16 protein-coding genes and 1 riboswitch are annotated in these 19,477 nt (G+C 49.7%); of the genes, 12 read left to right on the top strand and 4 right to left on the bottom strand.

Annotation, left to right across the window (positions count from 1 at the left end):
• Positions 1 to 10 precede the first annotated feature (10 nt).
• From IPG80_RS05995 to IPG80_RS05970, 6 genes are all read left to right on the top strand, one after another.
• The gene (locus tag IPG80_RS05995; protein ID WP_345103808.1) at positions 11 to 1,873 is read left to right on the top strand and encodes a hypothetical protein; all 1,863 of its coding nucleotides are present in this window, start codon (positions 11 to 13) and stop codon (positions 1,871 to 1,873) included.
• 32 nt (positions 1,874 to 1,905) lie between these two features.
• The gene (locus IPG80_RS05990; protein WP_345103805.1) at positions 1,906 to 2,988 is read left to right on the top strand and encodes a M23 family metallopeptidase; all 1,083 of its coding nucleotides are present in this window, start codon (positions 1,906 to 1,908) and stop codon (positions 2,986 to 2,988) included.
• 187 nt (positions 2,989 to 3,175) lie between these two features.
• Entirely contained in the window at positions 3,176 to 4,237 is a 1,062-nt protein-coding gene (gene recA, locus IPG80_RS05985) for a recombinase RecA (protein WP_345103847.1), read from the top strand.
• A gap of 35 nt (positions 4,238 to 4,272) precedes the next feature.
• Entirely contained in the window at positions 4,273 to 4,812 is a 540-nt protein-coding gene (locus IPG80_RS05980; RefSeq protein WP_345103802.1) for an NBR1-Ig-like domain-containing protein, read from the top strand.
• Between the two features lie 102 nt (positions 4,813 to 4,914).
• Positions 4,915 to 5,679, top strand: a complete 765-nt coding sequence (locus tag IPG80_RS05975) for a DUF4886 domain-containing protein (protein WP_345103799.1) — start codon at positions 4,915 to 4,917, stop codon at positions 5,677 to 5,679.
• A gap of 15 nt (positions 5,680 to 5,694) precedes the next feature.
• Positions 5,695 to 6,060: a hypothetical protein gene (locus IPG80_RS05970; protein ID WP_345103796.1), complete on the top strand. Its 366-nt coding sequence runs from the start codon at positions 5,695 to 5,697 to the stop codon at positions 6,058 to 6,060.
• A gap of 81 nt (positions 6,061 to 6,141) precedes the next feature.
• On the opposite strand, the gene IPG80_RS05965 is transcribed toward IPG80_RS05970, so the two are convergent.
• The gene (locus tag IPG80_RS05965) at positions 6,142 to 6,633 is read right to left on the bottom strand and encodes a CoA-binding protein (RefSeq protein ID WP_345103792.1); all 492 of its coding nucleotides are present in this window, start codon (positions 6,631 to 6,633) and stop codon (positions 6,142 to 6,144) included.
• Between the two features lie 102 nt (positions 6,634 to 6,735).
• Positions 6,736 to 7,638 carry a helix-turn-helix domain-containing protein gene (locus IPG80_RS05960; RefSeq protein WP_345103789.1) on the bottom strand — a complete coding sequence of 301 codons (903 nt, stop codon included), beginning with the start codon at positions 7,636 to 7,638 and terminating at the stop codon, positions 6,736 to 6,738.
• Positions 7,639 to 7,881: 243 nt separating this feature from the next.
• Between IPG80_RS05960 and htpG the strand changes: the two genes are divergently transcribed.
• The 6 genes from htpG to IPG80_RS05930 all read left to right on the top strand — a co-directional run bounded on the left by htpG (position 7,882) and on the right by IPG80_RS05930 (position 17,321).
• Positions 7,882 to 9,735, top strand: a complete 1,854-nt coding sequence (htpG, locus tag IPG80_RS05955) for a molecular chaperone HtpG (protein WP_345103786.1) — start codon at positions 7,882 to 7,884, stop codon at positions 9,733 to 9,735.
• 107 nt (positions 9,736 to 9,842) lie between these two features.
• Positions 9,843 to 9,931, top strand: a riboswitch (cyclic di-GMP riboswitch).
• A 109-nt stretch (positions 9,932 to 10,040) separates the two neighbouring features.
• The gene (locus tag IPG80_RS05950; RefSeq protein WP_345103783.1) at positions 10,041 to 10,406 is read left to right on the top strand and encodes a hypothetical protein; all 366 of its coding nucleotides are present in this window, start codon (positions 10,041 to 10,043) and stop codon (positions 10,404 to 10,406) included.
• Positions 10,407 to 10,513: 107 nt separating this feature from the next.
• Positions 10,514 to 12,355, top strand: coding sequence for a signal peptidase I (locus IPG80_RS05945; RefSeq protein WP_345103781.1), 1,842 nt, complete (start codon positions 10,514 to 10,516; stop codon positions 12,353 to 12,355).
• Between the two features lie 3 nt (positions 12,356 to 12,358).
• Complete coding sequence (locus IPG80_RS05940) at positions 12,359 to 12,748, top strand: hypothetical protein (RefSeq protein ID WP_345103779.1); 390 nt, start codon at positions 12,359 to 12,361, stop codon at positions 12,746 to 12,748.
• An 18-nt stretch (positions 12,749 to 12,766) separates the two neighbouring features.
• On the top strand, positions 12,767 to 13,390 hold the full coding sequence (locus tag IPG80_RS05935) for a class I SAM-dependent methyltransferase (protein ID WP_345103776.1): 624 nt from the start codon (positions 12,767 to 12,769) through the stop codon (positions 13,388 to 13,390).
• 100 nt (positions 13,391 to 13,490) lie between these two features.
• Positions 13,491 to 17,321 (top strand): TIR domain-containing protein, encoded by a 3,831-nt coding sequence (locus IPG80_RS05930; protein ID WP_345103774.1) that lies wholly within the window; start codon positions 13,491 to 13,493, stop codon positions 17,319 to 17,321.
• A 48-nt stretch (positions 17,322 to 17,369) separates the two neighbouring features.
• Here IPG80_RS05930 and IPG80_RS05925 read toward each other — a convergent pair whose 3' ends face one another.
• Positions 17,370 to 18,590: a hypothetical protein gene (locus IPG80_RS05925; RefSeq protein WP_345103771.1), complete on the bottom strand. Its 1,221-nt coding sequence runs from the start codon at positions 18,588 to 18,590 to the stop codon at positions 17,370 to 17,372.
• Between the two features lie 122 nt (positions 18,591 to 18,712).
• Positions 18,713 to 19,387 carry a LuxR C-terminal-related transcriptional regulator gene (locus IPG80_RS05920; protein WP_345103768.1) on the bottom strand — a complete coding sequence of 225 codons (675 nt, stop codon included), beginning with the start codon at positions 19,385 to 19,387 and terminating at the stop codon, positions 18,713 to 18,715.
• Between the last annotated feature and the right edge of the window lie 90 nt (positions 19,388 to 19,477).

Here is a 19,477-nt window from a genome sequence, read left to right as displayed (position 1 = left end):
GACATTGTCCATGCCCTGGCATTTCACAACCTTTCGTTCGAAGACCTGGCTTCTGGCTTCACTTTTGAGTCTTGCACTCATGGGGTGTAACCAAAATCTGGAAGCGCCTCCCGCAACCGAAGCGGTCCAGCCTGTTTCAACCGATACCCCTATTCCAACACCAATCGACCCTGCCAGTGAATCTGCTTTCCTATCCATCGAAGAGAACGGCTACGCCCATCTCTTTCTCTTCCGTTCGCTCAACATGCAATTGACACGCATCACCACCGGCTCATGGAGCGACATCGCCCCTGCGCTCAACCCGCAGCGTACCCGCCTTGCATTCGCCTCCGATCGCGATGGCGACTGGGATCTGTACGTCATGGCATTGGAAACTGGCGAAGTAAAACAAGTCACCAACACGCCGCAATATGACTCGGCTCCATCCTGGTCACCGGATGGACAATGGCTGGCGTTTGAAACCTACGTGAACGACAACCTTGAGATTGCCGTGGTCAATGTTGATTCCGGTGAAACGGTTCCGCTTACACAACACCCTGCCTCAGATCACTCGCCTGCCTGGGCGCCTGATGGACGTAATGTTGCCTTTATCTCTACTCGCGGCGGGGATAGCGACGTCTGGCTGGCGAATCTCGACCTTGCCGGAGAAGATCGCTATAAAAACCTGAGCAACACGCCTTTTGCCTCTGAGAACTTTCCGCTTTGGAACCGCGATGGTTCCCAGTTATTGTGGTCATCCATATCACAGACGATTGGCTACAGCGGCTTGTATGCATGGAATGTTGCCACTCCAGATCGTAATGCATATTGGATTGGGGATGGGAATGTTGGCTCATGGAACGAAGCAGCAAATCGTGTTCTGGCTGCGGTAAGTGCCCCAAATCAGACTTTCCTTACTTCCTATGACCTCGAAGGGAATATTCTTTTCTCTTCCATTCCCTTAACCGGACGTGTCCGCGGCATTGCCTGGGGCAGCCTGGATCTGCCTGCCCAACTGCCTGAGACTTTCATCCAAGCCGCTGCGGATGTCCCGGCTGTATTATGGGCGCCCATTATCACCCCTGCGGGCGATGTGCCCAACCAGCGTTTCGCCGTCGTGCCGATCAATGATGTGCAGGCACCTTTCCCGCAACTGCATGATCTTGTAGATGAATCATATAACGCCTTACGTTTGCGCATTTCACAAGAAGCCGGGTGGGATGCACTTGCCAGTTTGGAAAATGCTTTTGTTCCATTGACGACCAGCCTTGAACCCGGTATGGATGAAGACTGGCTTTACACCGGGCGCGCATTTGCGATCAACTCTTTGATGGCGAATGCAGGTTGGATGGTGACCCTGCGTGAAGATATCGGAGCGCAAACCTATTGGCATGTTTACATTCGCTGCGCCGTGCAAGATGGTTCGATGGGGGAGCCCATTCACAATGTGCCCTGGAATTTGAATGCACGGTATGACCTTGATCCGCGCACCTATGAACAGGGCGGTGATTATGCGCCCGTCCCTGCCGGGTACTGGGTGGATGTGACTTCTCTTGCGTATGCTTACGGTTGGGAGCGTCTCCCTGCCTTGCCAACCTGGCGAACGTATTACAAAGGCGCGCGTTTCACTACTTTTGCCGCGACCGGCGGTTTGACTTGGTACCAAGCCATGCAAGAGTTGTACCCGGTGGCGGCGCTCACCACACCCACGCGTGTTTTGGCGCCTAGTCTGACTCCAACCAACACTCCGACCTTAACACCAACCATCCGCCCTACACGGACGCCGCGTAATACACCAACTCCGGTATATACACCAACGATCACGTTGACGCCCTCTGAAACACCGTTCCCGACTCTGACGCCCACACCTCCAACAGTGATTCCTGGTGGGTAGCCGCTGGCGAGTTATCTACTTTGAATCAAACCATGTCATTTAAAAGAACACTCGCTTCGTTATTCCTCTTATTATTGTTGTCTGCTTGTACTTATGGGGTAAGTAATCCCACGCCTACGCCAGTGATCGCTGTCGAAGCGCAGGACCAGCCTGAAGTCCAATTTGAGGCGTTTGTTACTCCGTCACCTCAACCTTTCCAATTTAGTTTGCCTACGCCAGGGGCGGAACCTATTACAAACTGGCGTCCACCTTTATACCCAGTGCCATGGGCGATCGCGCCATATGATCACTTTTTCTTCAACCGCCCTATTGCTGCAGATCAGACCAACTGGCCCATCGCGGATTATCGTTATGGCGGCGTATTTTTTGGCCGTAACATTGTGCATACCGGTGTAGACATTCCCTCGCCTGAAGGAACACCCATCCTTGCGGCAGGACCCGGTACCGTGGTTTGGGCAGACTGGGGTTTGTTTCTGGAGATCCCCGGTGATGAAACTGACCCCTATGGCATGGCGGTGGCGATCCGCCATGATTTTGGATATAACGATCAGCAGCTTTATACCATCTATGCTCATATGAGCCAGATGAATGTGATCAAAGGTCAGCATGTGGATACGGGCGAAGTAATAGGGTTGGTCGGCTCGACTGGCGCTACCACGGGTCCCCATGTCCACTTTGAGGTGCGCTTCCCATATAATTCCTTCTTTTATACCTATAACCCCGAGCTGTGGATCGCACCACCACAAGGCTGGGGCGTACTGGCTGGGCGCATAATGAATGAAAAAGGGGAGCTGATCCAGCAAATGGAGATCCTGGTTGCACCCGAACGTGCCTCGCGCACCTTCACCGTGCGGACCTACGGAAAGAGAGGCGCTGCCAATTCTGACCCGTATTACCAGGAAAATTTTGTACTTGGTGACCTTCCAGCCGGCATTTATAAAATTTCATTTAAATACGATGATGAACGTGTGCAAACCTGGGTGGAGATCTTTCCCGGACAGGTGACCTATTTCACCTACAAAGACAAAACAGGTTTTAATGTAGCCCACCCGCCCGCACCGACATTGGACTTTTTGCCAGGCAATTTACCTGCCACTCCCACGCTTCAGCCGTGATTCTGTAACCGATGGTTTACCCATCTTTAACCCCTTGACGGTCAGAACATCTGTGCTATACTCTCGAAACCTTAACCCACTCAACCTTTGTTTTGAAAATACCTTTCGTGGTTAAGCATATACAAGGAGATCCACTATGGCTAGAAAACCCCGCGCAGCAGCTTCAGACTCTGCCCCCTCATCAAATATGGATAACGCCAAACGGGCTGTTTTAGACAAAGCCGTTGGCGATATTCTCAAACGCTACGGCGACGGTTCCATCATGCGTCTGGGCGAGGCTCATGCCATGGTTACCGAGATCATCCCAACCGGCTCGCTCTCCCTTGATATTGCCCTCGGCGTCGGCGGTGTTCCGCGTGGACGCGTGGTTGAAATTTATGGACCTGAGTCTTCGGGTAAGACCACCCTTTGTTTACATATTGTTTCTGAAGCTCAAAAGAGCGGCGGTACCGCGGCCTTCATTGATATGGAACATGCGCTCGACCCCGTCTATGCCGCCCGCCTCGGTGTGGACATTGATAACCTGCTCGTTTCCCAGCCCGATACCGGCGAACAGGCGCTCGAAATTACCGAGACCCTCGTCCGCTCCGGTGCTGTCGATGTTGTCATCGTCGACTCCGTAGCTGCCCTGGTTCCGCGCAACGAAATCGAAGGCGATATGGGTGATGCCAGCATGGGTATGCAGGCACGTCTCATGTCTCAGGCGCTCCGCAAACTCAGCGGCGCCATCAACCAGACCAAGACCACTGTCATCTTCACCAACCAACTCCGCCAGAAGATCGGCGTCATGTTCGGCAACCCCGAAACCACCACCGGCGGTCAGGCGCTCAAGTTCTACGCCTCCCTGCGTCTCGATGTGCGTCGCATCCAGTCCATCAAGATGGGCGAGGAAGTCATCGGTAACCGCACTCGTGTTAAAGTCGTCAAGAACAAGGTCGCGCCCCCGTTCCGCACCGCCGAGTTCGACATTATGTTCAACGAAGGCATCTCCAAGAGCGGCGACGTGCTCGACCTGGCGACCAAGTTCGAAGTCATCACGAAGCGCGGCGCATTCTTCTCTTATGGAGATATCCGCATTGGTCAGGGACGTGAGAACGCCAAAGATTATCTGCGCTCCAACCCCGATCTGATGAACGAGATCGAAGGTGTCATTCGCCAGAAATCAATGTCTGGTGAAATCGCCCTGCCGATCGATTTGGGCGATGGCGGCGGTGGTGAAGATGCTGCCGCGGTCGAAGAAGAAGCGTAAAATAGAGTGGACACGGAAACGTGTCCACTTTTTATATGAAAAAACTACGCATCATCTCCCGCCCGGTTCTGTTTCTTCTCTCGGTCTTTTTTCTCGTTGTTGGTTGTGCCCCCCAAGCGGCGCCGACAGCTTTCCGACCACCAACAGCGGCTCCACCGACGCTGATCCTCCCAACAGCGACGCCTCTATCCATTACCGCCACCATCGCGCCGACCCTTACCGCCACAGTGGATGCTGGTCCATGCACGAATCTTCTGACCTTTCTTGACGACCTGACCGTGGAAGACGGTACAACTTTTGCCCCCGGTGCCGACATCGATAAGCAGTGGCTTGTTCAAAACGATGGCACCTGCAACTGGGACTCAACCTATAAATTGAAATGGGTAGGCGGCTATACCCTCGGCGTGACAGAAGAACAACCCCTTTTTCCAGCTGCTTCCGGGGTTCAGGTTACGCTGCGCATTGTCTTCACTGCGCCGGAAGAACCTGGCACATATCAAACCACATGGCAAGCCACAGCCCCGGATGGGACCCTTTTTGGGGATACCGTTTACATGGAAATCGTGGTGCAATAAGAATAGTTTCTGAAATGATCGATCAAGAGATGCATGTAGAGGTACCTGGAGGAGAGTAGTAGTATTTTCCACCCAGCACGGGCGGATAAAATGGAGAAAGTAATGAAAACAGGTGTGCGTTTCCTGGTGCTTAGTTTGGCACTAATACTGGCCGCGTCTCTTACAGCTTGTGGTCCCATCCATTGCGGCAACGATCTCAACGATGACTGTTTACGGGTTTTATTTGTAGGAAACAGTCTGACCTTTGTGAATGATCTCCCCACAACATTTTCAGAGTTGGCGCGTTCAGGCGGTCATAAAGTGGAAGTGGCAATGGTTGTTGAAGGCGGCGCGCATTTGTACGACTTTGTTTCTTCCCCTGAACTTTCCAATACACTTTCCTCGAGTCAATGGGATTATGTTGTCCTCCAGGAACAAAGCCAGCTGCCTTCGGTCGAATACTGGCGGGTTAATGATATGTACCCGGCAGCGAGGACCCTCGTCAAGAAGGTGAGGGCGAATGATGCCCAACCTATTTTTTTCGAAACATGGGGACGCGAGTATGGGTTTCCAGAAAATGGAATGCCAGACTTTGAATCGATGCAATATGAGATCGATATGGGCTATCAGCGGATCGCGAATGAGCTTAACGCTCCCATCGTTCATGTGGGCATGGTCTGGTTCCGGGCTTTGAGGTCAAACCCCGATCTTCAGCTATGGCAGGAAGATGGCAATCATCCCTCTGAGATGGGCACCTATCTTGCAGCTTGTGTTTTTTATGCAACTTTGTTTCAGGAAAGCCCGCTGGGGTTGGCGTATCCCGGGAATATATCGAAAGAGGTCGCACTTAAGTTACAGGAAGCCGCAGCAACAGTATTGATCAAATAATAAAAGGATAAACATATGCCAGCTCAAGATGAATTCCCGCTGATCTTTGAACAGCTAAAAGTCATCCTTGTCCCTTATGGAAAAAAATTGACCATCAAGATAGATGTCCCCGGGCATTATATTCTGGATGGCGCCTACAGCGAAAAGTGGAAGAAGGAACTCTTCTTTGCCTCGGTGCAGATCAAGAAGAATTACATCTCGTTCTATCTCATGCCGGTTTACATGTACCCAGACCTGCTAAAGACTATCTCGCCAGAACTCAAGAAGCACATGCAGGGAAAATCCTGTTTTAATTTTAAGAAGCTGGAAACAGGTCTTTTTGCTGAGTTGGCTGATCTCACGAAGCAAGGGCACGAACGATTTATAAAGGAAAATTATTAATAACATTCCCAGGTCAGCAAAATAAAACTCACCCATGAGTTGTTTTTCAGGGTGAGTTTTATTTATATTGATCGAGCAGCACTAGTTCATGTTCATGAAACCGAACAATTTCCACATGCTGCGCATGAATTTGTGACCACCATCAGGGGTGAGGAATTGGTTGGGGCAGGAGCCGGGAATGACGGAAATGCCGTTGGCATTGCAGACATCGACTGCGGAAGGGGATACACTGGTGGTGCCCGCTGCGAGACCGGGCTTGATGCCCATCATACAGTGCATCCACACGTGTTTGATGCCAAGGTCAACGCATTGGCTGACGATCTGGTCGGTCACTTTGGGGTTGGCGAGGATAAAGACCGCATCCGGCTTGGAAGGCAGAGAGGTCAGGTCGGGGTAACAGATGTCGCCTTGGAAGGAAGCGATACGCGGGTTGACAGCAAATACCTCGTAGCCGCTATCTTTGAAATTCTTATATGCTGCATTACAGCCAGTTTCACGTTTGTCTGAAACACCTACTATGGCGATTTTCTTTTGTGACAGGAAATCCTGTACCAGGTTATCGAGTTTTGACATTGAAACTTCTCCTTTACTTCTGTTACATACGTTCGCATAGGTCGAAGGTAGCGTTCAATGAAGAGTATAAGGAGAAAGGTTACGCCTTCAAGATGACGAATATCATTTATTTGGCATCTTTTTCACGGGCCAGGGAGCCAGTGGGGCAATGACACCATATCCGGCTTGCGTTGCCAGTGTTTCGAACAGGACGCGGGTGGCATCATCAAGGGGGAGATATTGGTTGAGGAACAGCTCTCCGTGTGGAGTTATGGATGTGGTGGTGGAGGTGGCGTAGTAAAGGTGTCCGAAATCTGCGTGAGTGTAAGCAAACAGGTCTACGTTGGCTTCGCGGTCTTGTTCAAAGGATGAGACCATTCGCCAGTATCGTTCGAATAAGGGAAATTCTACCGGGTTACGAAACGCCTTCATGAGATATTGGAAGTAGGGTTTGGGGCGGTATCGCAAACTATTTTCACGGATAAAACGCATAGATCCAACAGCATATTGTTCCCAGTTGTCGAGCACTTTGGAGCGGATGGAAAGATCCTTGCCAAACATCATGCGGGCAGTACTGTATCCTCCGGGGAGGAGGGGAGCGGTTTCAAGAATTTGTGGAGAGACTTGAAAGAACACGGCAGCATTATGGTTGATCGCGAGCACATCCGAGTAAACATCCATAACAAAGGCGGGGACGCGCAGTTTTTCGATGATCTGAACCATTTTCCCGAGCACTTTTTCAGAATTGATCGTGTCAGTTGCCAGGGCTGCAGAAGGCTGGCGGATAATGCGTTCCTCATTAATGCCGCTGGCTGCCAGAAAAAATTCACGGCGCTCAATCGTAGTCAGGTGCAGAGCGTTGGCAAGTTTAAAAAGCAGATCTGGGTCAAAAAATTTTTTTACGCCCCGTTCGATCTGACTGATGACCGCAATATCGATCTCGGCGTATTCTGCCAGTTTAAATTGGGTCAGATCCAGATCCTGCCGGAGTAGGGAGATGAGAAAGCCAAATTCTTTACGATCCATGGGAAATTACACCTTTACGACTCAAAAAAATCTTTGAGTAAAGTGTAAACTCTTTTACTGGACTTTTCAAGTCTAAGTTGTAAAATAATTTAATTATTTTTGATATCTACCCGCCTCATGTAGAGACGAGAGGGGAACTACATTTGGAACCTCAGCCGCACAGGCTGAGGTTTTTCATTCTCTTATAAAATTTTTACGCACACGTACTATAAATAAGAAAAAACCTCGTTTTCAGGAGGCAACATGACAGATACAAGCACCCAGCAATTTACTTTCAAAGCAGAGACCAAACAGCTTCTGCAAATCCTCATCCACTCGCTGTATAAGGACCGCGAGGTCTTTTTGCGCGAGCTGCTCTCGAATGCGTCGGATGCGATCAATCGCCTGCGCTTTGAGATGTTAACGAACCAAAACGTACTTGACCCTGATGTGGAACTAAAGATCCATGTGACAGTGGATAAGGACAATCGCACCATTGTCGTTCAAGACACCGGCATTGGTATGACACAAGATGAGCTTGTGGATCATTTGGGAACCATTGCCCAATCCAGTGCGCGTAAATTTTTGGAAACAGCGAAGGAAAAGAATCAAGACGCCTCCGGCTTGATCGGTCAGTTTGGCGTGGGCTTTTACTCGGTTTTCATGGTGGCGGAGTGGGTACGTGTTACCTCTCGTTCCTTCCGCCCGGATGCTCAGGCGGTGACTTGGTTTGCCACAGGGGATGATACGTACCAAATCAGCCCGGCAGAGATGTCTGAACGCGGTACACGTATTGAAATTAAACTGAAAGAGGATGCGGCGGAATTTGCCGAGGAATACCGCCTGAAGAATATTGTCAATAAACATTCGGATTACATCGGCTTTCCGATCTATGTGGGCGAGGATGAGAAGCCGGTCAATAAGCAGTCTTCGCTGTGGCGTACGGCTCGTAATGAGATTACCCCTGAGCAATATAAGGATTTTTACCGTCAGACCACGCTTGATTTTGAAGACCCGTTGATGCATGTCCACATGGTGACGGATGCACCTGTGCAGTTGTATGCGCTCTTATTCTTCCCTGCCAAATCGGAACGGAATATGTTCTCGCTCCGCAAGGAAGACGGACTAAAGTTGTACTCTCGTAATATTTTGATCGACGAATACAACAAAGACCTGTTGCCCGAATATTTACGCTTTGTACAAGGCGTAGTCGACTCGGAAGACCTGCCGCTCAATGTCTCACGTGAGACGGTGCAATCCAGCGGATTGATGCCAAAGTTGAAAAAGGTGATCACCAACCAGGTCATTAAAGAGCTGGAGACGTTGGCGAAGAAAGATGCGGAGAAATATGCCGCCTTCTGGAGCGAATTTGGTGTTTACCTCAAGCAGGGCATTGCTGCTACTCCTGCGGATACAGACACCATCACGCCATTACTGCGTTTCAAGACCAATACCAACCCCGAAACCTGGTCTTCGCTTGATGAGTATGTTTCAAGAATGAAAGATGGGCAGAAGGTTATTTACTACATTGTAGGTGAAGACCCCAAAGCGGTGTTGCGCAGTCCGCATCTGGATGCGTTCCAGGCGAACGGCACTGAAGTGTTGCTGCTCACCGAGCCGATGGACTCATTCATGTTGATGAGCTTGCGCAAATTCAAGGATTATGAGCTGAAAAGTATCAGCGGGGCAGAGGCGGATGGGACAGAACAGCCCAAGGCAGAGTCTGAGGCGGAGAAAATCCCCGAAGGTGACTTCAATTCTCTCGTTGAAAAATTCAAGCAAGTGCTTGGCGAGCGCGTTACTGATGTTCGTGCCAGCAGCCGTCTGGTTACATCTGTTGCACGCTTGGTGGATGCAGATGAAAATTCCAACCCGGAACTTCAACGTGTGTATAAATATTTGGGCAAGGAATATGAAGTGCCGAAGAAGGTGCTGGAGTTGAATCCCGCACATGCGATGTTAAAGAGCTTATTGAAAACAGATGGAGAGTTGCAGACCATCATTATTGAGCAGGTTTTTGATAGTGCCTTGCTCGTGGAAGGTTTGCATCCTGATCCTTCGAGCATGGCAGCGCGCGTGCAGCAGATTATGGAAGCGGCATTGAAAGGGCAAAAATAACCCCTTACTGGTGAGGTTAATCACGTTTGCAAATACCTATCAAATTATTGCGCTGCAACTATTCTGTAAGGAGAATCAATCGGATGTGCATGTTATAGTACATGCACATCCGATTAAGGCAAAACCGGTGAAAGCCGGTGACGCAAAGCTATGGGTCTACCGTCATCATAATGACCATGACCGCCAGGCCGCCGAAGATACCACTGTTGCATAGTTCTATCAGCCTGGCTTATTCAAGCCAGGCTTTTTTATTCGGATGGCTGTTTCGGACCGTTTTTCATTTGTTTCTGAAAAGGAGAAAAGCCATGTTTAAATTTTTGAAAGTTGTATTTGCAGTTGCCGCTGTTGTTGCGATCGCGGTAGCGTCTTATGCGTTTGCTGCTGCCAATGTAGTTCCTGATACGAAAGCCGGTGAAGGTTTGGGGGATGTCACCGGTTATACCGTGACGGATGTTGCGTACACCCTTAATGCCGCCGACCCGTCCAAGTTGGACAGTGTCGCTTTTGATCTTGGCGCCGCTGCTCTTGCGGGACAGGTTAAGGTTCAACTTGTAGCCAGCGGCACCTGGTATGGTTGTACCCTCGATACCGGCACGGTTTGGGAATGCACCACAACCGGGCTGGATGTTTCCACGATCAATCAGTTGCGTGTGGTCGCTGCCAGTAACTAAGCTCATCTCCTCTTGATGCCGGGCTTGTTCCCAAACGCACCCTTTGCTGGTTGGCAGGGCGGCAGTGGGAACAAGCCCGGTACTTGTAAAAGTTCCCGGCATTCCTCATGATTAAGGTCAGTAAAGAGCAATCCATTCTATTTACAGGGTCAAGCCTGTTTTTCCTTCTGTTGGTGTTTTGGCTTACATTGGCGCCCACCCAGCTTGGCGGACCTCTGACGTACGTGATCGTGAACGGCAATAGTATGGAACCAGGCTTCCTGCTTGGAGACCTTGTGCTTGTGCGGGCAGAAACCGTTTATACGGTGGGGGATGCGGTCGTCTACAAAGATCCGAATATCAGGCAATTCGTTTTCCATCGCATTGTTGGCTTGGAATTCGACCATTTTATTATGCAAGGGGATAACAATAGCTGGCAGGATACGCATCAACCGACACAAAGTGAAGTTGTCGGAAAGCTATGGATACACATCCCTAAACTGGGGAAAGCAGTAGATTGGTTTCGAAAACCGATGAATGCGGCGATAACGACTGGATTGTTTGGAGTGCTGCTTATGTTGGACATGTTCAAAAAAACGCCTCGAACCAAACGGGAGGGCGGATTCCCGTCCATTCAGTTTGGTGAACACTCCCAGGGATTATTTTGGGGATGCGGGTTGATGGCTGCGCTGTTTCTTGCGTTGGGAATCTATTCCTTCGTTCATCCTCTCAACCAGCCCATGGAAAGTATTCCCTATGAACAAACGGGAGATTATTACTATTCTGCCACGGGCACGCCGGGGGTTTACGATCTGGATGTAGTCCGCTCGGGTGAGCCAGTCTTCCCCAAGTTGACATGTTTTCTTAACGTCGGCTTCAACTACAACATTGGCGGCGGACGCCTGCAAGGCATTATCGGCAGCCATAAAATGTATGCCCGCATTCTGGACGAACAAAGCGGCTGGCAGCGGACCATTCCGCTGTATAACGATATGGCTTTTTCCGGCACCTCTTATTTCAGCACTGCTACCTTGGACTTGTGCCAGGTGGAAGCGATCGTTAACCTTGTAGAAGCCGAAGCTGGGTTAAAGCAAACCGCCTACACTCTGGAGATCATTACGGAAGCCTCATTTGTTGCCAATGCAGAAGGGAATCCGGTTCAGGATTCTTTCTCACAAGCATTGCTCTTTCAATACGACAAGATCCATTTTTACCTGAGCGAAGTCCCATCCCAGCCTGACCCTCTGCATTTTTCGAAGACAGGTACTGTTGGAAGTTCCATTCCGCGCTTGAACAGCCTTTCCTTGTTTGGGTTGAGTGTGCCGGTTTGGAGTTTACGGTTTATAGCGGTATTTGGGTTTGCCATATCAGGGTTGATCACCTTTGCTGTGGGTGTTGGTCTATATCAAACCGCCAGCCAAAGTGAAGAAGCATTGATGCGATTAAAGTACAGCGCGATGATCGTCAATATTCATGATCAGACTTTGCCGCCAGCCGCTGCGGTTGTAGATGTTGATAGCATGGATGATCTGGCGCGGCTTGCAGAACGTAACGATACGATGATCCTGCACATGCGGCGAAACTTCCTGCATTTTTATTTTGTGCAAAGCCACGGGGTAACCTATCGCTATGTGATCACAACCGGTAGACAGGGCATTGCCGTGATTGATGAATGTGCAACAGAGATGGAAAGAGCCACTGTTGCAAACGTTGGCATGCCCCTTGTGCTTCCTGTCTCGCGAAATTCTCAGGAAGCTGAAAACCAGCCCATTCGAGTCCGTGATCGCCTGATCTATACGTATCCTCCTCAAAAAGAGATCTTGGGGTTGGATGAACTCCAGCCTGAATCGGAAGCACGATCAGAAAAGACATGGACAGGCAGTAAACCTCCCGAGTATGTAACCGACGCCAGTCAGGTATTTGATGCAGCCCAATTGGATACCACGATGATGCATAAAGTAAAGATATGACCCATGCGAACCCTGCTTCGTTATTCCGTGTTTCTTCTGGCTGTTCTGCTTATCTTTACCTCACTGACTGCGGTGGCGGCAATGAATACCGTGCCGCCCACGCGGCTGGATATTAATGCTATTTCATTTCAAGTGAACCATTTGCGTCCCTCTGCCTGTGCAGGACTGACGGTATCCAATCTTGTTACGGGTTCCGGCACATTGGTTGGCACCGAAGGGAATGACCTGATCCTCGCGAGTTCTGGCATGGATACGATCGATGGGTTGGGCGGCAGTGATTGTATCGTTGGCGGCAGCGGAGACGACATCATCACTGGCGGTAATGACGCTGATATCTGTGTCGGCGGCGATGGCAATGACCTATTCACTGGTTGCGAGGGCGAGCTTCAATAATCTGATATAAACGGGGGCATGAATATTCAAGATGCCTATAACGAATGGTCAACTATATACGACTCGAATATCAACCGCACCCGTGATCTGGATGCTGAAGTGACGCGCCGCACCCTTAAGGGACGGCACTTCTCGTCTATTTTAGAGATCGGCTGCGGGACGGGGAAGAACACCGAGTTCCTGGCAGAGATCGGCGATGCAGTGCTGGCATTCGATTTTTCTGAAAAGATGCTCGCCAAAGCCCGCCAAAAAGTGACGGCGAGTCACGTCCGCTTTGCCTGGGCAGATATCACTCAGCCGTGGAATTGCGAGTCGGATTCGATTGACCTAATCGCTTGTAATTTAGTCTTGGAACATATTGAGGATCTAGATCATATCTTTACCCAAGCCGAGCGGACCTTGCGCAGTGGGGGATGGTTTCTCATCAATGAATTACATCCCTTCAAGCAATATGGCGGGACAAAAGCCCGCTTTGAGCGCGGTGAAAATATTATTGAGGTGGATGTGTTTATCCATCACATTTCAGAATTTATCCACGCAGCCGAGAAGAATGGACTGAAATTATTGAAGCTTGATGAAGTCTGGCATGAGGACGATGCAGGCAAGCCGCCCAGATTGATTTCATTCGTATTTGGCAAGTGAAACCTGACGTAAAATATTCTGAGGGGGGGTGTTTTTCTTGTATAATTTGCCGAGGTAATGGGAAGCAAATCAAAATCCGACTCGATCTTGAGGAATTTACATGGCAAAAGTTTTTATTTCTTATTCACGCAAAGATACCGAGTTTGCCAGGAAACTCACCGATGAACTGAAAAAAAGCGAAATGGATTTTTGGGTGGACTGGGAGGGAATTCCGCCCACTGTGGATTGGTGGAAAGAGATCGAAAAAGGAATTGAAGAGGCGGATGCTTTTCTGTTTTTGATCAGCCCCGATTCTTCTGCTTCCAAAGTCTGCGGGGAGGAGATCGATTGCGCAGTTAAGAATTCGAAGCGCATCATTCCATTGGTAGTACGTGAGGTGAGTGGGGCTGGGGCTCCAAAACAATTGAGTCACCTGAACTGGATCTTTTTTCGAGCCCAGGATGATTTTGATGCAGCCATCCAAAAACTGCTGACTGCCATTCATACCGATTACGAGTGGCTGCAGGCGCACCGTAAATTGCAAAACAAGGCGCTCGAATGGGAACGAGGCGAAAAAAATCAGTCCTATTTATTGCGCGGGGTGAATCTGACTCAGGCGGAAACCAATCTGGCGGTTAATACTTCCACGGCACCGCACCCTACCGATCTGATGCGTGAATATGTTTTTGCCAGCCGCAAGGCGACGGATAGACAACGCGGAATTACCACCGGGCTTTCGATCGCGGCAGGCATTGCACTGGCGTTGCTGGCGGTCTATGGATTTGTGCAAGCTGGGCTGGCAAAAGCAGAGGCGCGTCGTGCCACAGCGGGACAGTTGGCATTGGAGTCTAAAAGTGCGCTGGAGAAATATCCGCAGCGGGCTTTGTTGCTGGCGTTAGAGTCAGTGCGTATTAGTCAGGATGCGGATGAGCCGGTTCTCACGGAAGCGGAAGAGGCGCTGCGCCTGGCGAATGAACGGGTTTCAGGCTATGGATTGGCAACATTTACCAAGGAACCATCGATCATTCAATTTACAAAAGATGGCAAATGGCTGTTGGCAGGTACACAGTATGGTGGCGAAGCAGCCATTTGGAATGTTCAAAAATTACATGAAGACCCTGTATATGAGCCTTTTTCCATTTCATTCGAGGTTGACATGGATGATGACGACTCCTGGAATGTTGAAAACGGACTTATTAAATTCAGCGCGAACGAGACCTGGCTCATGGTAAATGCCACAAAGAGCGGTTCCGGTTTGTGGAAGGTGGATGTAGAGGATGAGAACCGTACTCCCATCCTTTTTGATGGCAAGATCGAATTTCTAAATCCGGATGATGAAATGGTCATCCTGGAAAAACAAGCTGATGCTGTGGTGCTCTGGCAGGTGGACGCTGTGGAAGTATCCAAAAAAGAGATTCAACGATTGCCGGGCAAATATGTTAGGCGCAGTGAAAATGGTCAATATATTTTGACCAATGACCCTGAAACCGGCATACAGATTTGGGATATTTCTACAAGCCCGGCTACTATGATGGCAACACTTACTGAGCCTGGTTTCTTGGCAAAGTCCGCTTTTTTTGACGGTGACTATCGCTGGCTCGTTTTGGTGCAGAACGAGGAACACCCAGATATTCAGGTGGATAATGGATATATGGGTGAGGCGGATACTTGGGTGACTGTGATGGAACCGTGGGCATCGAATAATTTTTTGGTGTACTCCATGGATGATCTCAATGCAAAGCCCGTTCTTCTTGAGATTGGCACGATGCTCTACGAACAGTATTACTCTGATAACGGTGTGGTGTTGAACAGTCCCAACCGCGAAGGGTTCTTCTACTATGGTGAGAAACTGAATGTAAATATGGATCGTTCCGTTGTTGCGGGGTATCTGGATTTAAGCGGTGATATTCCGGTAAACACTACTTTGGGTGAAGGGTTTTCCCCAAGTGGGTTTATTAGCAATAATTTTATACTTGTAGACTTTTTAGAAAATGAAAATGCGAGCTATGAGGAAAAATTTCTAGACTTGCGCGACATGAGTTTGGTGGATAACCCGGGTGAAAATTTCAATCAGTATCTCGAATTTTATGTTTCAAAAGATGGAAGATATGCTGGTACTGGCGTATTAATGCTGGATATTAAGGCGCTAGAGGAAGACCGCGAAGTTAAGATCATGCCCATCCGCCCGGCATTGTTTAACCTGCCTGAAAAAGCAGAGCAAAGCAAATTTGAAACCTCCCTTTGGGCAGACCCGAAGGCTTTCGGGATGGAAGATTCCATTACGATGACTTCCACCAGCCCCGATGGACGCTGGTTCGTGGCAGGCGCCTACGACGGTTCCCTGCGGCTTTGGGATAACAATAGTCCCCTGGGCGATACACAGATCACAATTTCTGTGGAGGAGAAGCTCTGGTCCAGCGTCACTTCATTGAGCAATGATGATCGCTGGCTGTTCATTGATAATACCCTTTGGACGTTGGGGGATGGCAGACCAACCCGTGCCTATTCACCCGCTCCCAAGGATGAAAATATTGTCATGTCAGTCTTCAGCCCGGATGCGCGCTGGCTGGTGACCGGTTCTATGCCCACCGAGTATACGGGCAACGAGAATATTCATTTTTCATTGATTGATTTGCAGAAAACGCTGGAAACCAGTGAATTGGCTCAGGAGGAGGTCAAGTCTATTATTGCTTTGGGTGGGTCGCTTCAATTCTCGGCAGATAGCCGCTGGTTCTTTGTCAACCACGCCACCTCGTTCCTGTACAACCTTGAAACTGGAGCAATGTACGACTTTCCCTATACCCCGTCACAATCGGTTTTCCATGAAGACGGGCGGCATTTTGTTCTTCTTAACCTTGAATATGATGGTGAGGGATATATTGGAAGCGAGGCAAAGATACTTACCCTGCCGGATGAAAGTGGAAATGTTGAAACTGCTGGCAGCCTGAAAACAGATGATCAGTCTCGCTTGTATGCCAGCCAAAATGGACGCTGGTTGGTGGCGGTCCCATACGATTCAGATAGTGTAAGTGACGTCAAGTTATGGAGTGTGGATTGTATTTTGGAAAAATCCGCTTGTGAACCATTGGTCTTCCAAACCAATCGTGCCGCTTTCAGCCGTGACTCACTGACCTTTTTAACTGGGATTGAACAGGGAGATCAACTCAATTACGAGGTTTGGAGCCTTTCCACAAGGACGCCCAAAAGAACTTTTTCCAGCAGTGCCGCATACTCAAGCCTGATGATGGGTAATACTGCCCAATGGATGGTTTTCAGCGATTCTGCCAGCGAAGGCAAGGCATTCCTATCTTCATCGTGGGTTGATACCCCCTATAATTTTATAACCACATACGATGGGTACGGCACATACTCACTGTCTGGTGGCGGCGGAGGAGGAGGAAACATTGGTACTTATCAAAAAGATTATGCGGTTCAAGCTTTCGCACCGTCTGAAGAGCAGTACATCAATTTGCGCGGACACGAATCGAATATTTCTTTGAATGTCATCAGCCCCGATGAACGCTATCTTATTACCTATTCCGGTGGCTTGCAGGACGATGACGGTGCAAGCGAAAACGTTCTTCGTTTGTGGGATATGAACGCCATGCAGGAAAATCCCAAAAAGCGCGGCGTGATTCTGCCGTATGTTGGTGAAGCAAGTGAAGAGTACCCCGATCTAACGTTTGGGTTCTCCTCTTTCTTCGCCCCCGGCGGCGATTGGATCTATACCATCGAGAGCCGCTATTACTATGTGTCTGAAGTCAATAACGGGTATATCGAATCCATTCTTCATTACACACCCACATCCATCGAAGTGCTAAAAGAACAGGCATGCCAGAAGGTTGGACGCAACTTCATCATCAACGAATGGGAGCGTTTCTTCCCGGATGATGCATACCGCAAAACCTGCGAAAACTTTCCAGAACATCCTTCAGCAGTAGCTACGCCCTAAAAGAAAGCTCCCCAGTGATTTATCGCTGGGGAGCTTTCTTTTATAGGATCATTTTTTTCGTTTTGGCAGATCTTTTGCCAGCAACACAGGGTATTCTCTATCTTTCACTTGTTCGCGATACGTACAGTGGAGCATGAACTCTTCGCCAGGGGTCTGCCAGGGGTGAGATAAAAAACCGCCGCTTCGTACAACATTTGGAACGTCTCGCGGCTCCCAAGCGGACCCATCCACTGGGGCATTCTTATAGCCCAAATGCCAGCCGTCTTCCACCCAGGTGCCCCAGCCCAGCCCGCAGACTCCAAATGGATGATCGTCTTCGAGTAGTTTGGCTGAGAGGATGCGGCTTGTATACTCTTGTGGGTCTTCTTCGCCATTGAGCCATGTGCGTACAGCGCCAGCCCGGGCGATGTATTCCCATTCAGCTTCGGTGGGCAATCTGGTAGCGCTTTGTTCGGTGAGTTGGAGGGCGGCTTTTGCGCCATACCAGTAGATGTTGTGGTTGCTTTCCAATAACTCCGCCGACTTGGTGAACTTCTTACCTTGCGCACCCGTGATTGGCGTTTGGGCGCACAAGAACGGCGGGAGTTTTACTTCGTGCGCCGGGCGGGCGGTTTCGGCAATATCACGCGCAAAATATTTGGCTTCTTCAATTCCATGTTTTTTGGCGAGGCGGGTCAGTTCTTTCTTTTCGTCGTCGGTCAGACCCATTGAATACTTCCCGCCGGGGATGGCGATGAAGTGTAGTTTGAAGGCGGTGTGCTGAAAGCGCATCAACTCGTGCGGACCGACCAGATCAACGAAGGTGAAACCATCGCCCAAGGATCTGGCAAGGGATTTCGCAACTTTGGTTTTTTGCGAAGCCTCCAGCTTGGACCAAGCCTTCAGCGAAGCCAGCTCAAGCCACAAGTCTGCATGAGAGGCGTTACGAGCGGACGTCCGCACTGGACGTTGCACAACTCCATAACTTTTGCGGGTCATATCTACAAAGACGGCATGGTCATAATCAAGGTAGGGACGGTTCCATGTTTTGCGGTCGCCAATGGAATTTTTTTGCCCGATGATGTCGAAGTCTTTGGGGGTGAGCAGGGTTTTGAGTTCATCGAAAGATTCGATGTGCTTGAGGATGGATTCAACGATCTGTCCATAAAGACCGGGTTTGATGCTTTTCAGCGAAGCGCCTGCTTTATTTGCGATTTCGATCAGGCGCGCTTCCGGGAGGTGACAAAGCCCGTGATAAACCCGTGGGTACTCTGTAATGTCATAATCCATGCTGGTCTCCGTTGTAAAAATTAAAGTTGGCAGATTGTACCTGTTGGGTAAAAGATTTTTACATCCCCCAATTGTTGGACTGATATAAAAGAGACGGTCACCTTTGCGAGTGACCGTCTCTTTTATGCTGGCAGCGAATCGTTCGCCAATGTTTTAGCGGGTTGCATTGCCCAGAAGAAACCAAGCAGGATGATGCCAGCCACTGGAATGAGCAGACCGAATAACCACCACGGGCTGTTGCCGCTATCACGCAGGCGACGAGCGCCGACTGCCAGAAAAGGCAGCAGGGTGGCGATGGAGTAGATGCTGCCTGCGGTTTCACTTAAGTAGGTGAATGCCGAGGCGGAGAGCAAGATAAAGAGGGCAAACCACCAAAATTCAGGGCGTGAGGCGCGACCTGTAAAATCTGCATATTTGACGAAGCATACACGGATCGCATTTTGAAAGTTGACGGGTTCCGCTTCGTTGAGCGGGGTTTGAGTAGGCGTGTTCATTTCTATCTCCTTGCCGATTCGAAAGACGGCTTCTTTGAACGTGGATTTCGCCCAGCTCCATAGACTGGACGTGCCGCTATTTTCGATGCTTTCGCCTTCCGCCGCAACTGTGGATTGCCTCAGGTGCAGCACCAGCTCCATGCGCGAGTTGACTTGATGCTTGGCGTAGATGTTCTTCAGGTGGAATTCGACCGTGCGTTCGGTGATGCCGAGCGCGTGAGCGATCAGCTTGTTGCTTTTGCCTGCCAGTAAAAGATCGAGCACGTCTTGCTCGCGTTTGCTGAGTGGAGTTTGAGATGTCATATCGATTTCCTTTTAAAAATATGCCAGTACATTTTTAAAAAATGACGAAGTATTTTGCCAGATGGGACGGCAGGGATTTCTGTAGCTGTA

The sequence above is a fragment of the Candidatus Villigracilis vicinus genome (assembly GCF_016702885.1).
Taxonomy (GTDB): Bacteria; Chloroflexota; Anaerolineae; order Anaerolineales; family Villigracilaceae; genus Villigracilis; species Villigracilis vicinus.
This window is presented reverse-complemented; position numbering and strand designations above follow the sequence as displayed.